The organism is Paenibacillus sp. BIC5C1, from assembly GCF_032399705.1.
In the GTDB taxonomy this organism is placed as follows: Bacteria; Bacillota; Bacilli; order Paenibacillales; family Paenibacillaceae; genus Paenibacillus; species Paenibacillus taichungensis_A.
The window spans coordinates 4,867,977-4,886,661 of the sequence record NZ_CP135922.1 but is presented as its reverse complement, the minus strand read 5'-3'; the positions used below and the strand labels follow the sequence as shown (position 1 = coordinate 4,886,661).

General features: G+C 46.1%; 14 protein-coding genes. 9 read left to right on the top strand and 5 right to left on the bottom strand.

Annotated features, from left to right (window positions below):
* Positions 1-254 precede the first annotated feature (254 nt).
* The gene (acsA, locus tag RS891_RS21735) at positions 255-1,979 is read left to right on the top strand and encodes an acetate--CoA ligase (RefSeq protein WP_315793148.1); all 1,725 of its coding nucleotides are present in this window, start codon (positions 255-257) and stop codon (positions 1,977-1,979) included.
* A gap of 178 nt (positions 1,980-2,157) precedes the next feature.
* Here the strand turns inward: acsA and RS891_RS21730 are convergent, their stop codons facing one another.
* A complete protein-coding gene (locus RS891_RS21730) occupies positions 2,158-5,277 on the bottom strand; it encodes a transglycosylase domain-containing protein (protein WP_315793147.1) in 3,120 nt (1,039 codons plus the stop codon).
* Between the two features lie 356 nt (positions 5,278-5,633).
* Positions 5,634-6,233: a 30S ribosomal protein S4 gene (gene rpsD, locus RS891_RS21725; RefSeq protein WP_076288214.1), complete on the bottom strand. Its 600-nt coding sequence runs from the start codon at positions 6,231-6,233 to the stop codon at positions 5,634-5,636.
* A gap of 462 nt (positions 6,234-6,695) precedes the next feature.
* Here rpsD and RS891_RS21720 point away from each other — a divergent pair, with 462 nt between their 5' ends.
* The 5 genes from RS891_RS21720 (at position 6,696) to RS891_RS21700 (ending at position 11,759) form a co-directional block, all read left to right on the top strand.
* Complete coding sequence (locus RS891_RS21720) at positions 6,696-8,675, top strand: sensor domain-containing diguanylate cyclase (protein WP_315793146.1); 1,980 nt, start codon at positions 6,696-6,698, stop codon at positions 8,673-8,675.
* Between the two features lie 132 nt (positions 8,676-8,807).
* Complete coding sequence (locus RS891_RS21715; RefSeq protein ID WP_113053920.1) at positions 8,808-9,674, top strand: hypothetical protein; 867 nt, start codon at positions 8,808-8,810, stop codon at positions 9,672-9,674.
* Positions 9,675-9,783: 109 nt separating this feature from the next.
* Positions 9,784-10,899 (top strand): aminopeptidase, encoded by a 1,116-nt coding sequence (locus RS891_RS21710; RefSeq protein WP_113053921.1) that lies wholly within the window; start codon positions 9,784-9,786, stop codon positions 10,897-10,899.
* Between the two features lie 96 nt (positions 10,900-10,995).
* On the top strand, positions 10,996-11,241 hold the full coding sequence (locus RS891_RS21705) for an HPr family phosphocarrier protein (protein WP_024631140.1): 246 nt from the start codon (positions 10,996-10,998) through the stop codon (positions 11,239-11,241).
* A gap of 224 nt (positions 11,242-11,465) precedes the next feature.
* Entirely contained in the window at positions 11,466-11,759 is a 294-nt protein-coding gene (locus RS891_RS21700) for an Fpa/YlaN family protein (protein WP_024631139.1), read from the top strand.
* Positions 11,760-11,953: 194 nt separating this feature from the next.
* Here the strand turns inward: RS891_RS21700 and cax are convergent, their stop codons facing one another.
* Positions 11,954-13,024: a calcium/proton exchanger gene (gene cax, locus RS891_RS21695; protein ID WP_063565584.1), complete on the bottom strand. Its 1,071-nt coding sequence runs from the start codon at positions 13,022-13,024 to the stop codon at positions 11,954-11,956.
* 184 nt (positions 13,025-13,208) lie between these two features.
* On the opposite strand from cax, the gene RS891_RS21690 reads away from it, so the two are divergent.
* The gene (locus tag RS891_RS21690) at positions 13,209-13,571 is read left to right on the top strand and encodes an Asp23/Gls24 family envelope stress response protein (RefSeq protein ID WP_024631137.1); all 363 of its coding nucleotides are present in this window, start codon (positions 13,209-13,211) and stop codon (positions 13,569-13,571) included.
* A 157-nt stretch (positions 13,572-13,728) separates the two neighbouring features.
* Here the strand turns inward: RS891_RS21690 and ftsW are convergent, their stop codons facing one another.
* Both ftsW and RS891_RS21680 read right to left on the bottom strand, forming a co-directional pair.
* Positions 13,729-15,015 carry a putative lipid II flippase FtsW gene (ftsW, locus tag RS891_RS21685; protein ID WP_315793145.1) on the bottom strand — a complete coding sequence of 429 codons (1,287 nt, stop codon included), beginning with the start codon at positions 15,013-15,015 and terminating at the stop codon, positions 13,729-13,731.
* Between the two features lie 13 nt (positions 15,016-15,028).
* Positions 15,029-15,376, bottom strand: coding sequence for a YugN family protein (locus RS891_RS21680; RefSeq protein WP_063565586.1), 348 nt, complete (start codon positions 15,374-15,376; stop codon positions 15,029-15,031).
* 212 nt (positions 15,377-15,588) lie between these two features.
* Between RS891_RS21680 and RS891_RS21675 the strand changes: the two genes are divergently transcribed.
* Positions 15,589-16,758 (top strand): M20 family metallopeptidase, encoded by a 1,170-nt coding sequence (locus RS891_RS21675; protein WP_315793144.1) that lies wholly within the window; start codon positions 15,589-15,591, stop codon positions 16,756-16,758.
* Positions 16,759-16,958: 200 nt separating this feature from the next.
* A complete protein-coding gene (locus tag RS891_RS21670) occupies positions 16,959-18,635 on the top strand; it encodes a DNA repair helicase XPB (protein ID WP_315793143.1) in 1,677 nt (558 codons plus the stop codon).
* Positions 18,636-18,685 lie beyond the last annotated feature (50 nt).

Genomic DNA, 18,685 nt, shown 5'->3' with positions numbered 1-18,685 from the left:
CCCCTACTTATAGCAAAAAACCAAAAATTTGAAAAGCCATAGACGATGATTGAAAAGATTTGCTATAATTGCGTAGACAAAAAATGTTCACAATTCAACTGCAGTTTGGGTTCATCGGTTTTGGCCAGGCAAGTACATGATGAGAAGTTCTCTCTACTAATGTAAGCGCTAACTGGAAGTTCAGTCAACACAAAGGCAATCAGAAGTGACCCATATTGGGAATCGAAATGTCGAGTTGAAGGAGGCTGGCAAGCATGAGTCAAGCACATGGTGAGATGCTGCAAACGGTTGTGTCTGAATCTAATCTGGGCGATTACACGGAGGCCCGAAGCCGGTTTGATTGGGAAACGGTTGAAAGGCACTTTACGTGGCACGCCAGCGGGAAAGTCAACATGGCGCATGAAGCGATAGATCGTCATGTGCTGGAAGGAAGAGGCGGGAGAACCGCACTATTATACAGTGATGCTTCGCGTGAAGAGGCATACACGTTTGCTGATTTGAGCGAGCAGTCGAGTCGCTTTGGTAACGTTCTCCGCAAATATGGCATAGCCAAGGGTGATCGGGTATTTATTTTTATGCCACGAAGTCCTGAGCTCTATTTTAGTCTGCTGGGCATATTGAAGGTTGGGGCCATTGCAGGCCCGCTATTTGAAGCCTTCATGGAAACTGCGGTGAAGGACCGGCTTGAGGATAGCGGCGCCGTGGCACTAGTAACGACCCCTCAGTTACTTGGAAGAATCAAACGTTCGGAATTGCCTGAACTGAAACATATTTTTGTTGTAGGTGGCGGTCCGCAGACGGAAGAAGGACTCATCGACTTTGATGCAGAGATGTCCGCGGCTTCGGATGATATGGAAGTGGAGTGGCTGACTCGTGAAGATGGTCTGCTGATTCACTATACTTCCGGCTCTACAGGCAAACCAAAAGGTGTATATCATGTGCAGAATGCGATGATTCAGCATTATTACACTGGCAAGGTTGTACTTGATTTGCGTGAGGATGATGTATACTGGTGCACAGCCGATCCAGGCTGGGTAACAGGTACCTCCTACGGAATTTTTGCACCGTGGTTGAATGGTGTAACCAACGTTATTCGTGGAGGGCGTTTCAGTCCGCAAGACTGGTATAGCACCATTGAGAAAAATAAAGTTAGCGTATGGTACAGTGCGCCGACGGCTTTCCGCATGTTGATGGGAGCGGGCGAAGAGACCATTGCCCAGCATGATCTGAGCAGTCTCCGTCACGTCATGTCTGTGGGTGAGCCACTTAACCCCGAGGTGGTGCGCTGGGGCTGGAAAGCCTATGGACAGCGAATTCATGATACTTGGTGGATGACGGAGACGGGTGGACAATTAATCTGTAACTACCCGGGCATGCCAATTAAGCCAGGTTCCATGGGTCGTCCATTACCGGGAATCGAAGCCGCCATTATTGACGATCGAGGACAGGAACTGCCACCATACAGTATGGGTAACCTGGCTATTCGTACTTCCTGGCCGTCCATAATGGCGAAGATCTGGAATAACCCGGCCAAATATGAGGAGTACTTCCGACTTTCTGGCTGGTATGTATCCGGTGATTCCGCTTATATGGACGAAGATGGCTACTTTTGGTTCCAGGGCCGGATTGATGATGTCATTAACTCTTCGGGTGAACGTATTGGCCCCTTTGAGGTGGAGAGCAAGCTCGTAGAGCATCCTGCGGTAGCTGAGGCAGGCGTTATCGGCAAACCGGATGTAACTCGCGGAGAGATCATTAAGGCCTTTGTGGCATTGCGTGAGGGCTATGAGCCAACACCGGAGCTGAAGGAAGAGATCTATCGATTTGTAAAAGAGGGTTTATCTGCTCACGCGGCTCCGCGTGAGATTGAGTTCAAGGATAAACTGCCCAAGACCCGCTCCGGCAAAATTATGCGCCGTGTGTTGAAAGCTTGGGAGCTGGATCTGCCGACAGGCGATCTATCGACGATTGAAGACTAAAGCATAAACCATAAACCAGCGGATACAACGTGTCTGTTCGTCCCATGATTCCAATACAAGGCCTGACCCGTGTCTCACTTGCGGATCAGGCTTTTTTACTTTGGAGTTTGCATAAATAACAAAACCCCATCCTCATGATGCGAGAATGGGGTTAAGAGCATAGTCATGAAACTCTGTATTATGGTTGGAAATGCACGGCTCCGGACGGCTCGGATTCGCCTATACTGTTGCTGGCGGATACCTTGAACCATCCACTGGTTGATGCAGGCACTCCGTAGTCCATGGAGGTACCCGAAGTAGTGCCAATTTTGGTGTAAGGGGCTGCCCCTGTTTCACTAAAATATACAGCATAACTTTGAACACCATCCGATTCCGGATTGGAGGCCCACTGAATGCGCAGTCCTTGGGAGAGTGCCGACACGCTCACTTGGCCCGGTGTAGCTGGAGCCGTAGTTGTGGTGTTCTCATTCTGGGAGTCTTCCGGTGTAACAACAGTTCCCGGAACATTAATCGGTTCATTTATTTCTTCATCTGCAGGAGGTTCTACCGTTCCCGCACTGCTAACTGCTGCGCTAGGAGCAGACTCACGACCCGCTACATCGACCGCTGTAACGTAGAATGCAAAGTTTCCACCCTGTGCATATGCGGTAAATGATCTAGACTCGCCTGTCAGGACAACCTGCCCCTGATTCTGGAATCCGGCGCCATTTACTGAGCGATACAGGCGATAACCAACCACATCACTTTCCGGTGTTGCATTAAATGTAATCACGGCGTTTCCGTTGGCAACGGAAATTCTAACATTGCCTGGTGCGTCCGGTGCTTTGCCGTTATCCGTTCTTGGATCGATCTGTGTCGGCATGTCTGCATCGGCATCTTCCGGCAGGTAATATGCAAGTGATTCGTGACGACTCATGCGTGAGAATGCACTTTGCAGTTCCTTGATGAGATCAGAGATCGGTTTCTTGCGCTTAATGACCGTTTTCTCTTTCGTCATATCTCCAGGTGTTTCATCACGCGGAATGTAGTTGACACCATTGTAAGTGATATATTTGGCTTTTGCGACGCCATCATCGCTGTCTTTCGGCACAAATTTGCTATTGAAGATATCAGTGACAAATCTGTCAGTCAGAGATGTCGGCAATTTGCCGCTATAAGCCGATACAGTTCGTGTCTCGATCCCGGATGGTTTCTTGAACGAATCGGTTACAAACATCTCTTTGTTTGTAGCGATGACTTGATTCATGATTTGCGTCCACAGCTGCTGTGCACGCTTCTTCTGTGATTTGGTCTCCAGTGTGTTTACAGGCTGTTTGTATCCAACCCATACACCCAACGTGACATCCGGCGTATAGCCTTCAAACCAGACATCGGCGTAGTTTTGAGTTGAACCTGTTTTGCCTACGATAGGCACACTCTTGGAGTACTTGTAATTTTCACGGACTTTATCAGCTGTACCTTCCGTAATAACGGTACGAAGCATATCTGTCATCAGGTATGCCGTCTGTTCTGAGAAAGCTTGAACAGGTTCTGCATCGTGTTTATATACGATATTTCCATTGGAGTCTACAATTTTGCTAATCATATAGGAATCATTGTACACACCATTGTTGGCAATGGCTCCATAGGCATTGGTGAGCTCTTCAACGGTAACTCCGTACTGAAGTCCTCCAAGAACACCAGTCTGGGCTTGGTAGTCAATCGGTTGGATGGTGGTAATCCCGAGCTTCTTGGCGAAAGCCCATGATTTGTCGATACCAACATCTTCGTTGAACAGCTTCAGGGCAGGAACATTCAGCGAGTAGTTGAGTGCTCTACGGGCAGTCACAAGTCCCTGGTAGCGGTTGTTGGCATTTTTCGGGATATGGAATCCGGTCTGGCCGTCCTTCAGAATTATCGGTGAATCATCAATAATGGAAGCCGGTTGAACAAGTCCTTCATCCAATGCAGGCAGATAAGCAGCAATGGGTTTCATGGTTGAACCTGGCTGACGCACCATTTGGGTTGCATAGTTCATCTGCTCATCCTGGAAATCACGGCCTTCAATCATGCCGAGAATGGCGCCTGTTTTGTGATTGATCAACATGGCAGCAGTCTGTTCTTTTCCCTTCACGGAATCGTCAGCAGCAAAATTACTGTCATCTTCGGCAATGGTTCGCATCGTTTTGTAGATACTCTTGTTGATCGTCGTGTAGATACGATATCCACCTGTACGCAATTGCTGCTGAGCTTCTTCGAGCAGGGCACTGCTTTCTTTTTGTGGTGTATCTGTATCCGTATCCTTTGCTGTATCCGCTTTGGTATCGGTGCCTTCAGCTTTATCCGAATTGAGTTGCATTAAAATCTGTGCAGCTTGTCGCTCTGTTTCCATCATAAGATATGGATAAGTATTGTAAGCTTTGATGGTTTTAGGTGCGAGTGAACTCTTGATGTCAAAAGCAAGAGCTTCGTCATACTCGGATTGATTAATTTTGCCCAGTTCCAGCATACGGCGCAAGACAAGATGCTGACGATTGATTGCACGCTCAAAATTGTCCTCAACAAAGTCGCCTTTTCCATTAAAGGCAGAATAAGAGGAGGGAAGCTGAGGCAATCCTGCCAAATAAGCAGCCTGAGCTGTGTTTAATGTGCTCAAATCATTAATATTGAACAGTCCTTTGGCGGCTGCCTTGACTCCATATACATTATATCCACTGGAGCCGTTACCGAAAGGAACCTTGTTCAGATACGCTGTCATAATTTCGTCTTTGGTCAGGAAACGTTCGAGTCGAAGCGAAAGTAGTATTTCTTTCACTTTCCGATCCTCGGTTCGATCCAGATTAAGGAATACACGCCGGGCTAACTGTTGAGTCAGTGTGCTACCGCCCGTTTGAACAGATTCTTTTAGCACTTTCTGTTTGACGGCACGGAGCGTTCCGCTCATGTCTACACCTTTATGTTCGTAAAAATGATTGTCTTCAATCGAAATGACTGCATCAATAACCTTCTGCGGGATCTGGTCAAAGGTGACCGGACGCCTGTCTTCTTCTGTTCGTAATTGGCCGATCGGGCTGCCGTCGGCAAAGTAAGCAAAGCCTGTGATGGAGTTTTCGCTGACTTTTTGTTCAATCAGCGCCCTTGAACGGACGGGTTCGTCTTTCACAATGGAACTGACGTATCCCATCAGAGCACCGCCTACAAATAGTACCCCCATGAATCCCAGGACAACCATCCATTTGACGAAACTACCCAGTCTGCGGGCAAAGCTGCGCTTGCGGGCAGGCTGTTCATCGGGCTTTTTCTTATTAACATCAACCATTCAGTGTCTTCCTCCTTTTAACAGCACTTATTATAGCATAAAAAGGCTGGTTTGCATGCCTGAGAAATACAAGCAATGGTCGAAAATTGCCATTCTTTCTTGGATTATGATATATATCATGTGGAATTGAATTGCATATCATGAGAAGTCGTGGAGAATTTCAGTAAAACGTGGAAGCACTGAGCGTCGGAGTGTAGAGAAAATAGATGACTATGTATAGAAAGGAGGCCATATCCATGCATTAGGTGCAGGTGTGACCTCCTTTATTCTGCTCTTTGATTCACTCGAAATAAAAAACAGCTGCCGAGAAAATCTCGGACAGCTGTTTGGTGTGAAGCTTAATGAAATTCCAACGATTAACGGTTGTAGAACTCGACGATTTGTTTTTCGTCGATGTCTTGGGACAATTCCGAACGCTCAGGCAAACGAATAAATTTACCTTCCAGAGCAGTATCGTTGAATTCTACGTATGCCGGAAGATGCGAACGGTTTTCCAAAGCTTCCTTAACGGAAGAAAGACCGCGGCTTCTTTCACGCAGGCTGATAACGTCGCCAGTGCTTACTTGGTAAGAAGCGATGTCAACTTTTTTGCCGTTTACAGTTACGTGACCGTGGGATACCAACTGACGCGAACCAGCGCGGGAGTTAGCAAATCCAAGGCGGTATACGAGGTTATCAAGGCGGCTCTCAAGCAAGAACATGAAGTTTTCACCTGCGATACCTTGCATTTTTTGCGCTTTAGCAAAGAGAGTGCGGAATTGCTTCTCGCCCAAACCGTACATGTGACGCAGTTTTTGTTTTTCTTGCAATTGCATACCGTAGTTGCTCATTTTTCTCCGTTGGTTAGCTCCGTGCTGACCTGGAGGGAAAGGACGTTTCAATTCTTTGCCTGTTCCGCTCAGGGAAATGCCGAGGCGACGGCTCAATTTAAATTTAGGACCAGTGTAACGTGCCATGTTTAAAGTAGCTCCTTTTTAGTTAAAGTTCATATAGGGCTCTGTTTGCGCTCCAATTTGTTGATGCGGGCTAGGCCACACATAAGACGATCAGAAAAGTTCAGCCGCTGTCCTGAAAGCAACAAAAAGAATGAGGGTGACACAACCGGTAATGCCCAAATTTAAAGACCCATTAGTAGTCTTCATCAACAATTTATTTTACAGTTTACTAGAACCAAAGTCAAGCGTGTGATAAAAGCAAAAAAACGTCTAAATTTGTCGATAGGTCCTTAGGCCCAAAATAATGGGACAATTTTCTGAAATATGGATGCAAAAAAGCTTTAAAGAGAGTAAAATAGATTGTATCTTAACTTTAAATGATCTTGTACATTAAGGTTATCGCATAGATTTGCAGGTTTGCGATAACGTCTGCAGATTAATGCATCCGAGAGGATGCAAAAACGGTGCAAAGGAGCGCCTGACATGTTAGAACATCTAAGAAGTAAACCAGCCAGCTTGAATTCGCGAAGTTCGGGCGATTCCGCATCTTCTGTCGCTCCTCACGAAGCGCATGTATTCTGGATGCAAAAAATGGACATCACACCTTTTGATTTTTCATATTTGGGGACCCTTCTGCAGCAAGCATACACCGACTGGCATATCCAACGGCGACCACACTCAGACAGATCGTCAATAATATACAACGTATGGAATACAGAAGGGATCTGTATGGGGCAAGGGATTGAAGGGGCTCCATTACTCGATGTACATTCGACTGTGATGCAATGTCTTGAATCGGGACAGGCCCAGTCGTTACGGGGAACCACTGAAAATGGAGAGTATCATCTAATGGCTGAACCTCTATTTTCCAGAACAAACAGGGATATGTTTGCTGTCTTCACTGCTGTAACCTACGAGCAAAATCGGGATGACACGTCTGAAGCTGTTGTTCGATCGGAGGCATTGCATTATCGTACCTGCTTTTACCGAAGATTTGAATACATATTTATGACGGATCTACTACAAGCTCATGAACAAACTGCCCGTGAAGAGCATCGAAGGTCGATTCTGTTCCAAATCGTTCAACGGATGCATGACAAGATGGATGTGGACGCGATATTGGATGAAGTGTTTGACAGTATTGACTACTTATATCCAACGACCCACATGACATTGTATATGTCTCAGGATCAGAGCAGCCTCAACCCACGTATCAAACCGTTGCTTGTTCATGAACGTGGAGAAGACATCTGTGTACAATCGTTTATGGAAGGCAAACTTATTGTTGTTCGATCAGATGAAGGTGAACGCCGCATTCTGGAGGTTGGCCTTCCTCTAAAAGGCAAACAAGGGATCTATGGTGTATTTCATATTGAGATGAATGAGGAGCTAATGGAAGATTCCGATCTGCAGCTCATAACGATGATGGCGGATACAGCAGGAACTGCTTTTGAAAATGCCAAGTTGCACGAACAATCGAATATGTTGATCCAGGAACTTCGTCTAATCAACGATCTGACACAACGTTTGAACAAGAGCTTGCAGCTAATGGAGATTTATCAATTCTCCGAGCAGGAATTGAAGGACATTTTTCAGGCTGAATCATGCTGTATTCTTCAACTAAATGACAGTACGGATCATTTTGAAGTGATGTCATCTAATGTGAATGAATTATGTCGCAAATCGTTTCCAACGGATTATGGTATCGCAGGGCTACTGTATCAAACCGAAGAACCGCTCATTCTATCCAATTATGCGAAATACGATAGAGTGTCATCGGTCTTCATGGATCTTACTGGCTCTATGTCATTGATTGCCTCACCCGTTCGGGTGAATGGTGAAGTGAAAGGTGCCATTTTGCTGGGACATCCGAAAAAGCAGTATTTTTCGTACGATAATTACCGCCTGCTGCAGATGCTGTCCATTCATATTGGACTTGCTCTCTCCAATGCAACACTTCACGCCGAGGTACGACGTTTGGCTAACCTGGATATGCTAACAGGGCTTTTTGTGAGGCATTATCTGGATAGTGTGATCCATGAACGTCAGGCTCATGAATTCTGTGGTTCACTGGTTGTCGTGGATATCGACCAGTTTAAACAGGTGAATGATACGTTTGGGCACCAAACAGGTGATCAGGTATTAAAACAGGTGAGCGATATTGTGACGAGTTCCGTGCGCCCTGAGGATATCTGTGCCAGATGGGGTGGAGAAGAACTGGCTATTTATATGCCTCAGATCGGTGCTCGTCAGGCACTGGAATATGCGGAAATCATTCGTACCAGGGTTGCTGAGGAGACAAGGCCTCCCGTGACCGTTTCCAGCGGTATTGCCGAATGGAACTGGATGGATGAGAAGGTTAGTGTGGAATCGTTATTTTACCGAGCTGATATGGCCTTGTACGATGCGAAGCATGGTGGTCGAAATCGGATCGTCATGGAAGAACAGGAAGTTACACGTTAAGAGAGGACTATTCCGATTGCGGAGTCGTCCTCTCTTTATTTTTTAGAAGGGGATATGCCAAAGGAAGGAAGTATAAGCAAATAAGGGAGGGGCAGGCTATGGAGAAAGTTTGATGGAAAGGTGGAATAGAACATGTTGAACCGTCGATATATACGTGGATTATTGTTGATTCTGAGCATTGTTGTATTGTGTGCTCCTGGTTGTGGATTGTTAGAGCGAGATCGAACTCCCGAGGAATTATTTTCTCTGGCTTTATCAGGAATTGCAGGCAAAGAAAAGCTGAGTTTTGATGGGGAAGCGGGGTTACGACGAGAAAGCAGCGGGCTGTTCGAAAATCAGTTTAAATTTGAGGGCAAGCTGGAGAATCATGACCGTTTGACCTTGCAAACGAGGCTGCCTGGAGCTGTGACTGCTGCCGGAACGGGAGTAAAAGGGGTAAATACCGCCGCTGTTAACAATAACGGGCAACCGAGTGGATTCAGTGCATCTTTTGAACGGAAACAAGGACAATGGATGGCTTTAACTGCCCAACATGAGCCCCTGCGTGGTTCGCTGTCCCGTTTTAATCCTATCGCTCAAATGGAAAGTATCGATCGTATGAACAAGACGATAAAGTCAGAGTACGGTTCAGGCCGTCGAACAAAAATACTGCGAATTGAACTCGCGCCGAAAGACGCCAAAACGTGGGCACTCGCGCAGCTTAATGACGAGATGAATGCGATTCGGGCGGAGTATATGCACAAGGCTACTGCGGTTAAGGGAGGCAGTCAGGAGAAGCTGGAAAAGGATCTGAACAAAGTGTGGGAGCAAGGGGAAACATCGATGCAAGAGATGATGAAACAGGCCGAGGTACAGACGGTATATCATCTAACCGTAGATCGGAAAACTAGCTTGCCCTTGCGACTTTCCTCGGAAAGTCAGGTGAGCTATAAGGACATGAACAGCAAAAGGAATAAAGAAGCTCTTGTAACAGATGTAAACTTCAGGGCCTATGAGTAGATGAGTTGCTGGACTGCCTGCTGACGGGATCGTTGTAGCGTGCTACAATAGTATCGTAATTTACCGTTGTTCAATTCAGGAATGGCGGATGACAGGAGGAGTTTACACGATGAAGGACCCAAGAATTCAGAAGCTCGCAGCCAATCTGGTGGGCTACTCTGTAGATGTACAGCCCGGCGAGAATGTGCTGGTTGAGATGATCGGCACAGAGCGTGATCTGATTAATGCAATTATTGAAGAAGTAGGCAAAAAAGGCGGTAACGTCTTTGTACAGCTGACGGACAAAACAGTTCAGCGTGCCATGCTCAAAAATGCGACAGAAGAAATGATGAAAACCTGGGCAGAGATCGATTTGAACCGGATGAAGCAAATGGATTGTTATATTGGTATCCGTGCAGGAGAGAATGTGAATGATCTGTCCGATGTACCGGAAGAGAAAATGAAAATGTACAATTCACTTTATTCCCATCCGGTACATAGCGAGCAACGGGTAAAACATACAAAATGGGTTGTTCTTCGTTACCCGAATGCAAGTATGGCACAGCTGGCGAATACAAGCACAGAAGCGTTTGAAGATTTCTACTTCGACGTATGTAACCTGGATTACGCTAAAATGGACAAAGCACAGGATTCATTGGCTAATCTTATGAAACGCACGGACAAAGTGCGTATCACTGGACCGGGAACAGACCTGAGCTTCTCCATTAAAGATATCGGTGCAGAGAAATGTTCTGGCCAAAAAAATATTCCGGATGGCGAAGTGTACAGCGCCCCTGTACGGGATTCAGTAAACGGAACAATTAGTTATAATGCGCCAACGCTGTATAATGGCATTACTTTTGAAAATATTAAATTCACGTTCAAAGACGGTAAAATTGTTGAAGCAACAAGCAACGATACAGACCGCATCAATGAAATTCTGAATTCAGATGATGGCGCTCGTCATATTGGCGAATTCGCAATTGGATTTAATCCACATATCCTGCACCCAATGAAGGACATTCTGTTTGATGAGAAAATTGCAGGCAGCTTGCACTTTACGCCAGGCCAAGCATATGAAGAAACAGATAACGGAAACCGTTCCTCCATTCACTGGGATCTGGTGTTGATCCAGCGTCCGGACTACGGTGGTGGCGAAATTTATTTTGATGATGTATTGATCCGTAAAGACGGGATTTTCGTTATTCCTGAGCTGGAATGCCTCAATCCGGATCGTCTGAAGTAGGAACAGTATTTTGCTGTTGCTAGGAAAGCGGATTCACGGTATCATGTAGTGGTAATTAATAGATGATACCAAAAGTGAAAAGACGGAGGGATTCCTATGTCGAGTAATAACGCAGCGGTAGTTGAAATTGCTCAAACAGCGAGCAAATTTACTTCTTCAATCGTACTTCATTCAGAAAACAAGTATATCGATGTAAAAAGTATTCTTGGACTGTTCACCACGCTGATTAGCACGCACAGCTATGAACTGCACGTTCATGGTCCGGATGCAGCTGAAGCCAAAGCAGCTATGTCAGAAGTGTTTGCCAAACATGGACTGAACGTAAGTATCGCATCCGAGTAATGGCACTAAGAAGCATCTCTGCCTATTATGGCAGAGGTGCTTTTTTTGCATGAGATCATTCAGGTGTAAGGCAAGACCTCCGAAAATAGGGAGTTTAGGCAGGAATAAAGCTCTCCATGATCTAGGGTTATTTTGGTCAGGTTCTTGTATTAGCTCCTGATTTCGTCTAATATTAGAGGTAGAACGTCTTTACGCGATTTTTGGGACATAGGGGGGAAAAATGCATGACTTCATCTGATCTGCAGGACCAGTTGCACTTGAAAGCGATCAGTCTTCTTCAAGAAGATGCAGATAAAATACAGAAGCTCATTGAAGTACAGATGGAGAATCTGGCTACCCGCTACTGCCCTCTCTATGAGGAAGTATTGGATACACAGATGTATGGGTTCTCCAAGGAAGTCGATTTTGCTGTTCGTGCAGGGCTTCTTCCAGAAGGTGCTGGTAAGCAGCTGGTAAGCGCGCTTGAGCGGAATCTGGCAATTCTATATGAAGCTTTGAACAAGAAGAATGAGCAATAGCCTGCAATAGCGTGGGTCAGAATAGAAGGCATGCAGGTGTTTGCATGCTTTTTTTGTGCGCCTGGATCGAACAGCTCGTCTGATGTGGTTCAGGCAGAGGGAGAAAAGAAAAAAGCAGTCTGGAAATGCGATTCCCAGGCTGCCTTTTTACGCGCTAATTTTTTTGTCTATCCATTAGGATGATGGGAGTACTGTTATACAAGGAAGAAGGATACACCCAAAATAACATACACAACCATTAGGAGCAGACCTTCGTACCAGTTCGTTGAACCGTCCTGGGTGATGGACTTGGCGATAAATACGGCTACGCCAATGGCGACCAGCTCGATCGTTGTAAACACAATGTCCATCGTTCTGCCAGTGAAGTAACTGACAAAAACGAGCACAGGAGCAACGAAGAGTGCAATTTGCAAACTGCTGCCAACGGCGATCTCTACGGCGGCACCAATTTTGTTTTTCATGGCAAGCATGATGGCTGCACTATGCTCTGCGGCGTTACCGATAATGGCCACGAGGAACGCACCAACGAACAGTTCGCTGAGTCCAAATTGTTCAGTAAACACCTCAAGGGTGCCAACCAGCCATTCACTGACGAAGGCAACCATGACTGTCGCAAGAACGAGATAGAGAATTGATTTTTTCTTGGACCACTCGGGTGCATGTTCATGCGGTAATTCTTCATCTTCATCCACCGTGACATCTGCGAGATAGTTCTTGTGTGTAACCATGGAGAACACCAACCACGCTATGTAGGCAAGGATCAGCAAACCTGCAACAATGAGGCTTAGTGTATTCGTATCCTTCTGTGTGATGGAATGGGTATTCAGAAAGACGGCTGGAATAAACAGGGCAATGATGGCTACAATCATCAGGGAACCGTTTAGACCGGCAAGGGATACGTTATAATTCTGAATTTTGAACTTGAGTCCTCCGGCAAAGATACTTAGACCTAGCACCAGCAGCAGGTTACCGATGATGGAGCCTGTCAAACTGGCCTTAACCATGTCGAACAATCCTTCTTTAACGAGGAAAATGGCGATGATTAATTCGGCGGCATTGCCGAATGTAGCATTTAAAAATCCACCTAAGCGTTGTCCGGCATAATGGGCTACATTTTCGGTGGCTTTGCCTAAAAAACCGGCCACAAAAATAACCGAAATGGCTGAAATGACGAATTGCAGAATCGAATCCCATTTCAAGTAGTGGGCGACGGCGCTGAGTGCAAAGGTGGCAATCAGCAAAATGGATGAAATTCGGTTTCTCACAACAAACACCTCGGTAACTTTATTATTTTGTTTTAAACGATAGTACTAAACACTTATGAGATTATTTTCATATTTCAATATAACCAAATCATGGTAGGTTGTAAACGCATCTTTTTGAGTTTAATTTGCTTTTTGGGGTGGAAAGGATTTAAAATACGAGTAACGAAGTGAAGGAGGATGTGGCATGGCAGAACAACTTCAACTAGAGGGCGGAAACATCCGGATTGCCGATGACGTAGTGGCGAAAATTGCCGGAATGGCTGCGATGGAGACACCCGGAATTGCCGCAATGTCTGGAGGATTGTCAGAGGGCTGGGCGAAGCGCTTGAGCGGTAAAAACGTACAGAAAGGCGTAGGCGTGGAGGTCGGCCAGCTGGAAGCAGCCATTGACCTGCGCATCATCGTCCTGTACGAGACACCGATTCACGAAGTTTCCCGCATGCTTCAGCAGAATGTAAGAGAAGCGGTAGAGACTATGACCGGGTTACGTGTTGTTGAAGTCAATGTAAAGGTAGAAGGCGTATCTTTCAGAGGCGACGATCTGTAAACTTTAGCAATCCGTGAGGAAGAACAGCGGTAAATTGACCTGGTTCTTCATCTAGATAGACAACAGCAAAAAGACTTGGCATCAAATCCGATGCCAAGTCTTTTTCTGTTTCCAATTCATTTTGTTTCAAAACCATTCGTATCACGTTTGCTTCGCATTAGCGAATTCGACGAATGGATTCACGTGAACGAAGTGCGGGAGAGGTACGTGATGTTTGAACCGTCACCGACTTTGTTTTTTCTTCCTTGATGACGTCCAAATTATTGGTACGCGAGATGCTGAGCAGGATTCCCATGGCCACCATCATCACAAAGAGTGAGGTACCGCCATAACTGATAAATGGAAGAGTAACCCCTGTCACTGGAATGGTCTGGGTCACGCCCCCAATGTTGATAAAGGCCTGAATTGCAATTAATCCCATAATACCAATACCAACCAGCGTCCCAAATGGATCGGGACAGCGAAGGGAGACAATAATTCCTCGCCAGATGAAGTAAAGGTAGACCAACAGAAACAGCGCTGTTCCAACAAAGCCAAGCTCTTCCCCAATTACGGAGAAAATAAAGTCATTATAGGCATTAGGCAAATAATGCAGCTTCATCGTACCTTGTCCGATTCCGGAGCCGGTGATGCCTCCATCTCCAATTGCAACAAGGGAGCGATAGAGGTTAAGACTTCCACCTGTCGTATCGGATAATGGATCAAGGAACGCCTGTATCCGCCCGATTTTGTAGTTCTGTGTAGCTTCCGTAGCTGTAGTGCTACTGGCAGTATCGGAAGAAGACATGGAAGAAAACAACGCATTCGCTCCAAGTGCTAATGCTGCTCCCAACACTACCAGCAAAATGGAAGCCATAATGTGTTTCATACTTGCTCCACCCGCATAAATGACCAATCCGCACGTAGAAACCAGAATGAAGCAGGTACCAAAATCCGGTTGCAGCATAATCAGTCCTGCAATGAAACCGACTATGACCAGCACGGGAATATATCCTGTCCTAAGATCCCTGAATCGTTCCCCTTTTTTGGTGATTAGCGCCGCAAGGTACAGAATAATAGCGATTTTGGCAAACTCGGCGGGCTGAATACTGAAACCAAAAATGTGAATCCAGCTTCGTGCGCCGTTCAGTACCTTGCCTGTAACCAAAACAATCAGGAGCAATACCGTGGTGAACAGGAAAAATGGTGCATAAAGTTTCTTGTATTTGTTAAATCGGATATTCATGGCAAAAAACATGCCCACTAAACCGATAACCGCCCACATAAGTTGTTTTTTCGTGAAGAACAGGGCATCATTGTTAAAACTTTTGTTTGCAATTGCAATGCTGGAACTGGAGCTGAACACCATCACCAGTCCGAAGCCCACCAACAATAAAGTGAGGATTAGCAGTTGAAAATCCGGCGTGCCTCTCTTCGTTTTCGTTTGGGCCGTTTGTTGTTTCATGATTCGGCCCAGCCTAAGCTTCCAGCAGTTCTTTAAGCTGCTGTAATTTTTGGGCCGCCAGCTTCACGACTGGCTGCGGTATGGTAGAGTCATAATCCAGACCATGTGGAAAGGTTGCTTTTCCAAGATAAACAGCTTCAACTGCGAGAACCGTATCCGGTTTTTCGAGTTTGCCATCTATCGCACGGGTATTAATACGTACAAAGTATTCCGATTTGGTTTGCTCATCTTCAATTTTGTAGTCATATGTAGCACGATAATATTCCCATTGCCACCGGACAAATCCGACTTTCTCGGCGCTCTCATCCAGGTATGCCAAGTCGCTCTTCAAGCCATCCAAGCCTGTATTCTCAAAAATCATAAGCGTTTGATCCTCCTCATAAGCTTCCGAGAGTATAAATCTCGTTCTTTTCTCTATTTTATGATAGTATGTTTCCCCTTCCCGTGCAAGCTTTCAAGCGGTCATTCGTATCGGTTTTCTTCCAATTCTGCTACAATATACAGCAATAGGTTTCAAGAGGAAGGTTCGGGCTTGATGAAAGTCCCGTATAGAGAGCGAAAGGATGGAGAGACATGACAAATAATATATGGTGGAATGACCTGCAAATCCACATGGTAGAATGGCGTCGTCATCTTCATCGGAATCCTGAGGTTTCCTTTCATGAGGAGAAAACATCCTCTTTTGTAGCGGGTATGCTGGAGAGCTTTGGCGTTGAAGTGAAACGGCATGTTGGCGGACACGGGGTTATAGGTACCCTTCGTGGGGACAAGCCTGGGCCTGTCGTAATGCTTCGTGCAGATATGGATGCACTTCCGATCCAGGACGAAAAGGACGTTGAATATGCATCACAACAAGCAGGAGCCATGCATGCCTGCGGTCATGATGGTCACATATCCATTTTGCTGGGCACGGCATTGTACTTCAGTCGCCATAAACATGAAATCAAAGGTGAGATTCGCTTTTTGTTCCAACCTGCAGAAGAGTTGCTTCCAGGTGGGGCTATCAAGGTCATTGCAGACGGAGGACTAGAAGGGGTAGATGTCATCTATGGTATTCATTTGTGGACCCCACTTCCTGTAGGCGTGGCAGCAAGTACCCCGGGGCCGATGATGGCAGCGGCAGATGACTTTTATATTGAGATCAAAGGGAAAGGTGGACATGGCGGCATGCCGCAATCCACAGTGGACAGCTTGGTGGCTGGTTCAGCCCTTGTGATGCAATTGCAGACGGTTGTCAGCCGTTCAGTAGATCCTTTGCGTCCCGCAGTATTGACGATTGGCACGATGCAGGCAGGGTCAGCACAGAATATTATCGCCGAGTTATGCAAAATGACGGGTACGGTGAGAACCTTTGATGAAGAGACACGCCGTATGATGAAGGAACGTGTGCATACGATCGTAGCTCAGACCGGAGAGATCTATGGTGCTGAGACCAAGTTGAACTATATTATGGGATATCCTCCAGTTGTGAATGATGAGCAGGAAACGGCACGGTTCTTTAGGGAAGCGGTGGATGTATTTGGCGCAGACCATGTACAGAAGTCACCGATGCTGATGCCAGCTGAAGATTTCGCTTATTACCTGCAGCAGATTCCTGGGTGCTTTATGTTTGTCGGAGCAGGCAACCCGGAGAAGAATGCCATCTATCCGCATCATCATCCCAAGTTTGACTTTGATGAGGATGCCATGCAGAATGCTGTAAAACTATTTATAGCCATGGCTAAAGGATATACAGCCGAATGATTTGAGTATAGTTGGGCATCCTATTCATACCAAGGTATGAGCAGGGTGCTTTTTTTTGTATAGTCTTTGCAAAGTATCAAGGCAAGGTCGAACTGTTGTACGATACAGGTTCAATTTCGGAAGTAACCGAAACTGGACTTTTTGTGATGCCTGCTAATCAGATAACATATAGATCATTTTCAAATTAGGGAGGAAACGGAATGGAGAAAACGGACGCCTGCATTGTCCAGCGTGATTTTACAATATTGCTTGAAGTGGGTCATCCTGGATTTGACCAAGCCCGAGCTCAAATAGGGATGTATGCCGAACTGGTGAAGACACCTGCAGCTTTTCATACATATCGTATCACTGCATTATCACTGTGGAATGCGGCTGCACTCGGATGGAGTGCTGATCAAGTGATAGCAAGTCTGGAATCAGTGTCTCGTTGGAATGTTCCTGCCGCCCTGATTCAGGATATCCGGAGAATTATCCATCAATATGGGAAGCTGCAACTGAAACCAGAGGCAGATCATGGAAGAATGCGTCTCGTGAGTGAAGACGAACGATTGCTGGATGAATTAAGCAGTATGAAGACCATCTCGGCTTTTCGGATGGAGCGTGTCGATCCCCATGAGCTTATGCTTGGCGGTGAGCAACGTGGATTGCTGAAGCGGGAATTGACCCGATTGGGTTATCCGGTGCTGGATTATGCGGGATATCGAGAAGGAACAAGTCTTCCGTTTGAATGGCGTGCAAACACGCTAGGCGACAGTTCGGACGGTTTCCGTTTGCGCCCGTATCAACGAGATGCTGTGGATGCTTTTGAAGGCAGCGAAGGCATGGGAGGAAGCGGTCTGCTTGTTCTTCCCTGCGGTGCAGGCAAAACGGTTATTGGGATGGCTGTATTGGAACGTTTGCAATGTGAATGCCTGATCTTGACCTCGAACACCACATCCGTGAGGCAATGGATTCAGGAATTGCAGGATAAAACAACGATAACGAGTGAACAGATTGGTGAGTATTCCGGTCAGAAAAAACAGGTGAAACCTGTGACTGTGGCTACTTATCAGATTCTTACACATCGAAAATCCAAAGATGCTGATTTTACTCATATCAAATTGCTCAGTGAACGCCAGTGGGGACTCATCATCTATGATGAGGTCCATCTGCTGCCAGCACCTGTATTTCGGGCTACTGCAGATATTCAGGCTACGAGAAGACTGGGATTGACAGCAACATTGGTGCGTGAGGATGGCTGTGAACAGGATGTATTTTCATTAATTGGTCCGAAACTATATGACATGCCGTGGAAAGAATTGGAGCAGCAAGGCTGGATTGCGAATGTACAGTGCCAGGAGATACGTATTCCTTTCACTCCTGAGCTTCGATCAAACTATGTGGAAGCGGAGGTGAAGCATCAATTTCGCCTTGCAGCCGAGAATCCGGCCAAATTAGCTGTGATCAGACGGATATTGGATCATCATGAGGGGATGCCAGCGCTTGTCATCGGACAGTATTTGGACCAGCTTGAGAGCATTGCCCGGGAAATTGAAGCACCGCTTATATCGGGTACGATGTCCCAACAAGAGCGAGTGAAATGGTTTGCAGCGTTCCGACGCGGAGAGATCAAAACAATTGTCGTATCCAAGGTTGCCAATTTTGCCGTAGATCTGCCGGATGCTGCTGTTGCACTTGAAATATCCGGAAGTTTCGGTTCAAGGCAGGAAGAAGCCCAGCGATTGGGTCGGATCTTAAGGCCGAAGTCCGGAGAAAATAAAGCTTATTTCTATGCCCTGGTATCAGAAGACAGTAAGGAACAGGAGTTTGCATTACGTCGTCAGATGTTCCTGGTCGAACAAGGATATGAGTACAAAATCGTTCATGAATTGCAATAAAAAAGTGGTGTACACCTCTAATTAAAATAATGGGAAAGGCATGATAAGCA

Excerpts from the sequence above, each read along its gene's own strand:
- acsA (WP_315793148.1), top strand. The coding sequence starts at position 255 with ATGAGTCAAGCACATGGTGAGATGCTGCAAACGGTTGTGTCTGAATCT.
- RS891_RS21730 (WP_315793147.1), bottom strand. The coding sequence starts at position 5,277 with ATGGTTGATGTTAATAAGAAAAAGCCCGATGAACAGCCTGCCCGCAAG.
- rpsD (WP_076288214.1), bottom strand. The coding sequence starts at position 6,233 with ATGGCACGTTACACTGGTCCTAAATTTAAATTGAGCCGTCGCCTCGGC.
- RS891_RS21720 (WP_315793146.1), top strand. The coding sequence starts at position 6,696 with ATGTTAGAACATCTAAGAAGTAAACCAGCCAGCTTGAATTCGCGAAGT.
- RS891_RS21715 (WP_113053920.1), top strand. The coding sequence starts at position 8,808 with ATGTTGAACCGTCGATATATACGTGGATTATTGTTGATTCTGAGCATT.
- RS891_RS21710 (WP_113053921.1), top strand. The coding sequence starts at position 9,784 with ATGAAGGACCCAAGAATTCAGAAGCTCGCAGCCAATCTGGTGGGCTAC.
- RS891_RS21705 (WP_024631140.1), top strand. The coding sequence starts at position 10,996 with ATGTCGAGTAATAACGCAGCGGTAGTTGAAATTGCTCAAACAGCGAGC.
- RS891_RS21700 (WP_024631139.1), top strand. The coding sequence starts at position 11,466 with ATGACTTCATCTGATCTGCAGGACCAGTTGCACTTGAAAGCGATCAGT.
- RS891_RS21690 (WP_024631137.1), top strand. The coding sequence starts at position 13,209 with ATGGCAGAACAACTTCAACTAGAGGGCGGAAACATCCGGATTGCCGAT.
- ftsW (WP_315793145.1), bottom strand. The coding sequence starts at position 15,015 with ATGAAACAACAAACGGCCCAAACGAAAACGAAGAGAGGCACGCCGGAT.
- RS891_RS21680 (WP_063565586.1), bottom strand. The coding sequence starts at position 15,376 with ATGATTTTTGAGAATACAGGCTTGGATGGCTTGAAGAGCGACTTGGCA.
- RS891_RS21675 (WP_315793144.1), top strand. The coding sequence starts at position 15,589 with ATGACAAATAATATATGGTGGAATGACCTGCAAATCCACATGGTAGAA.
- RS891_RS21670 (WP_315793143.1), top strand. The coding sequence starts at position 16,959 with ATGGAGAAAACGGACGCCTGCATTGTCCAGCGTGATTTTACAATATTG.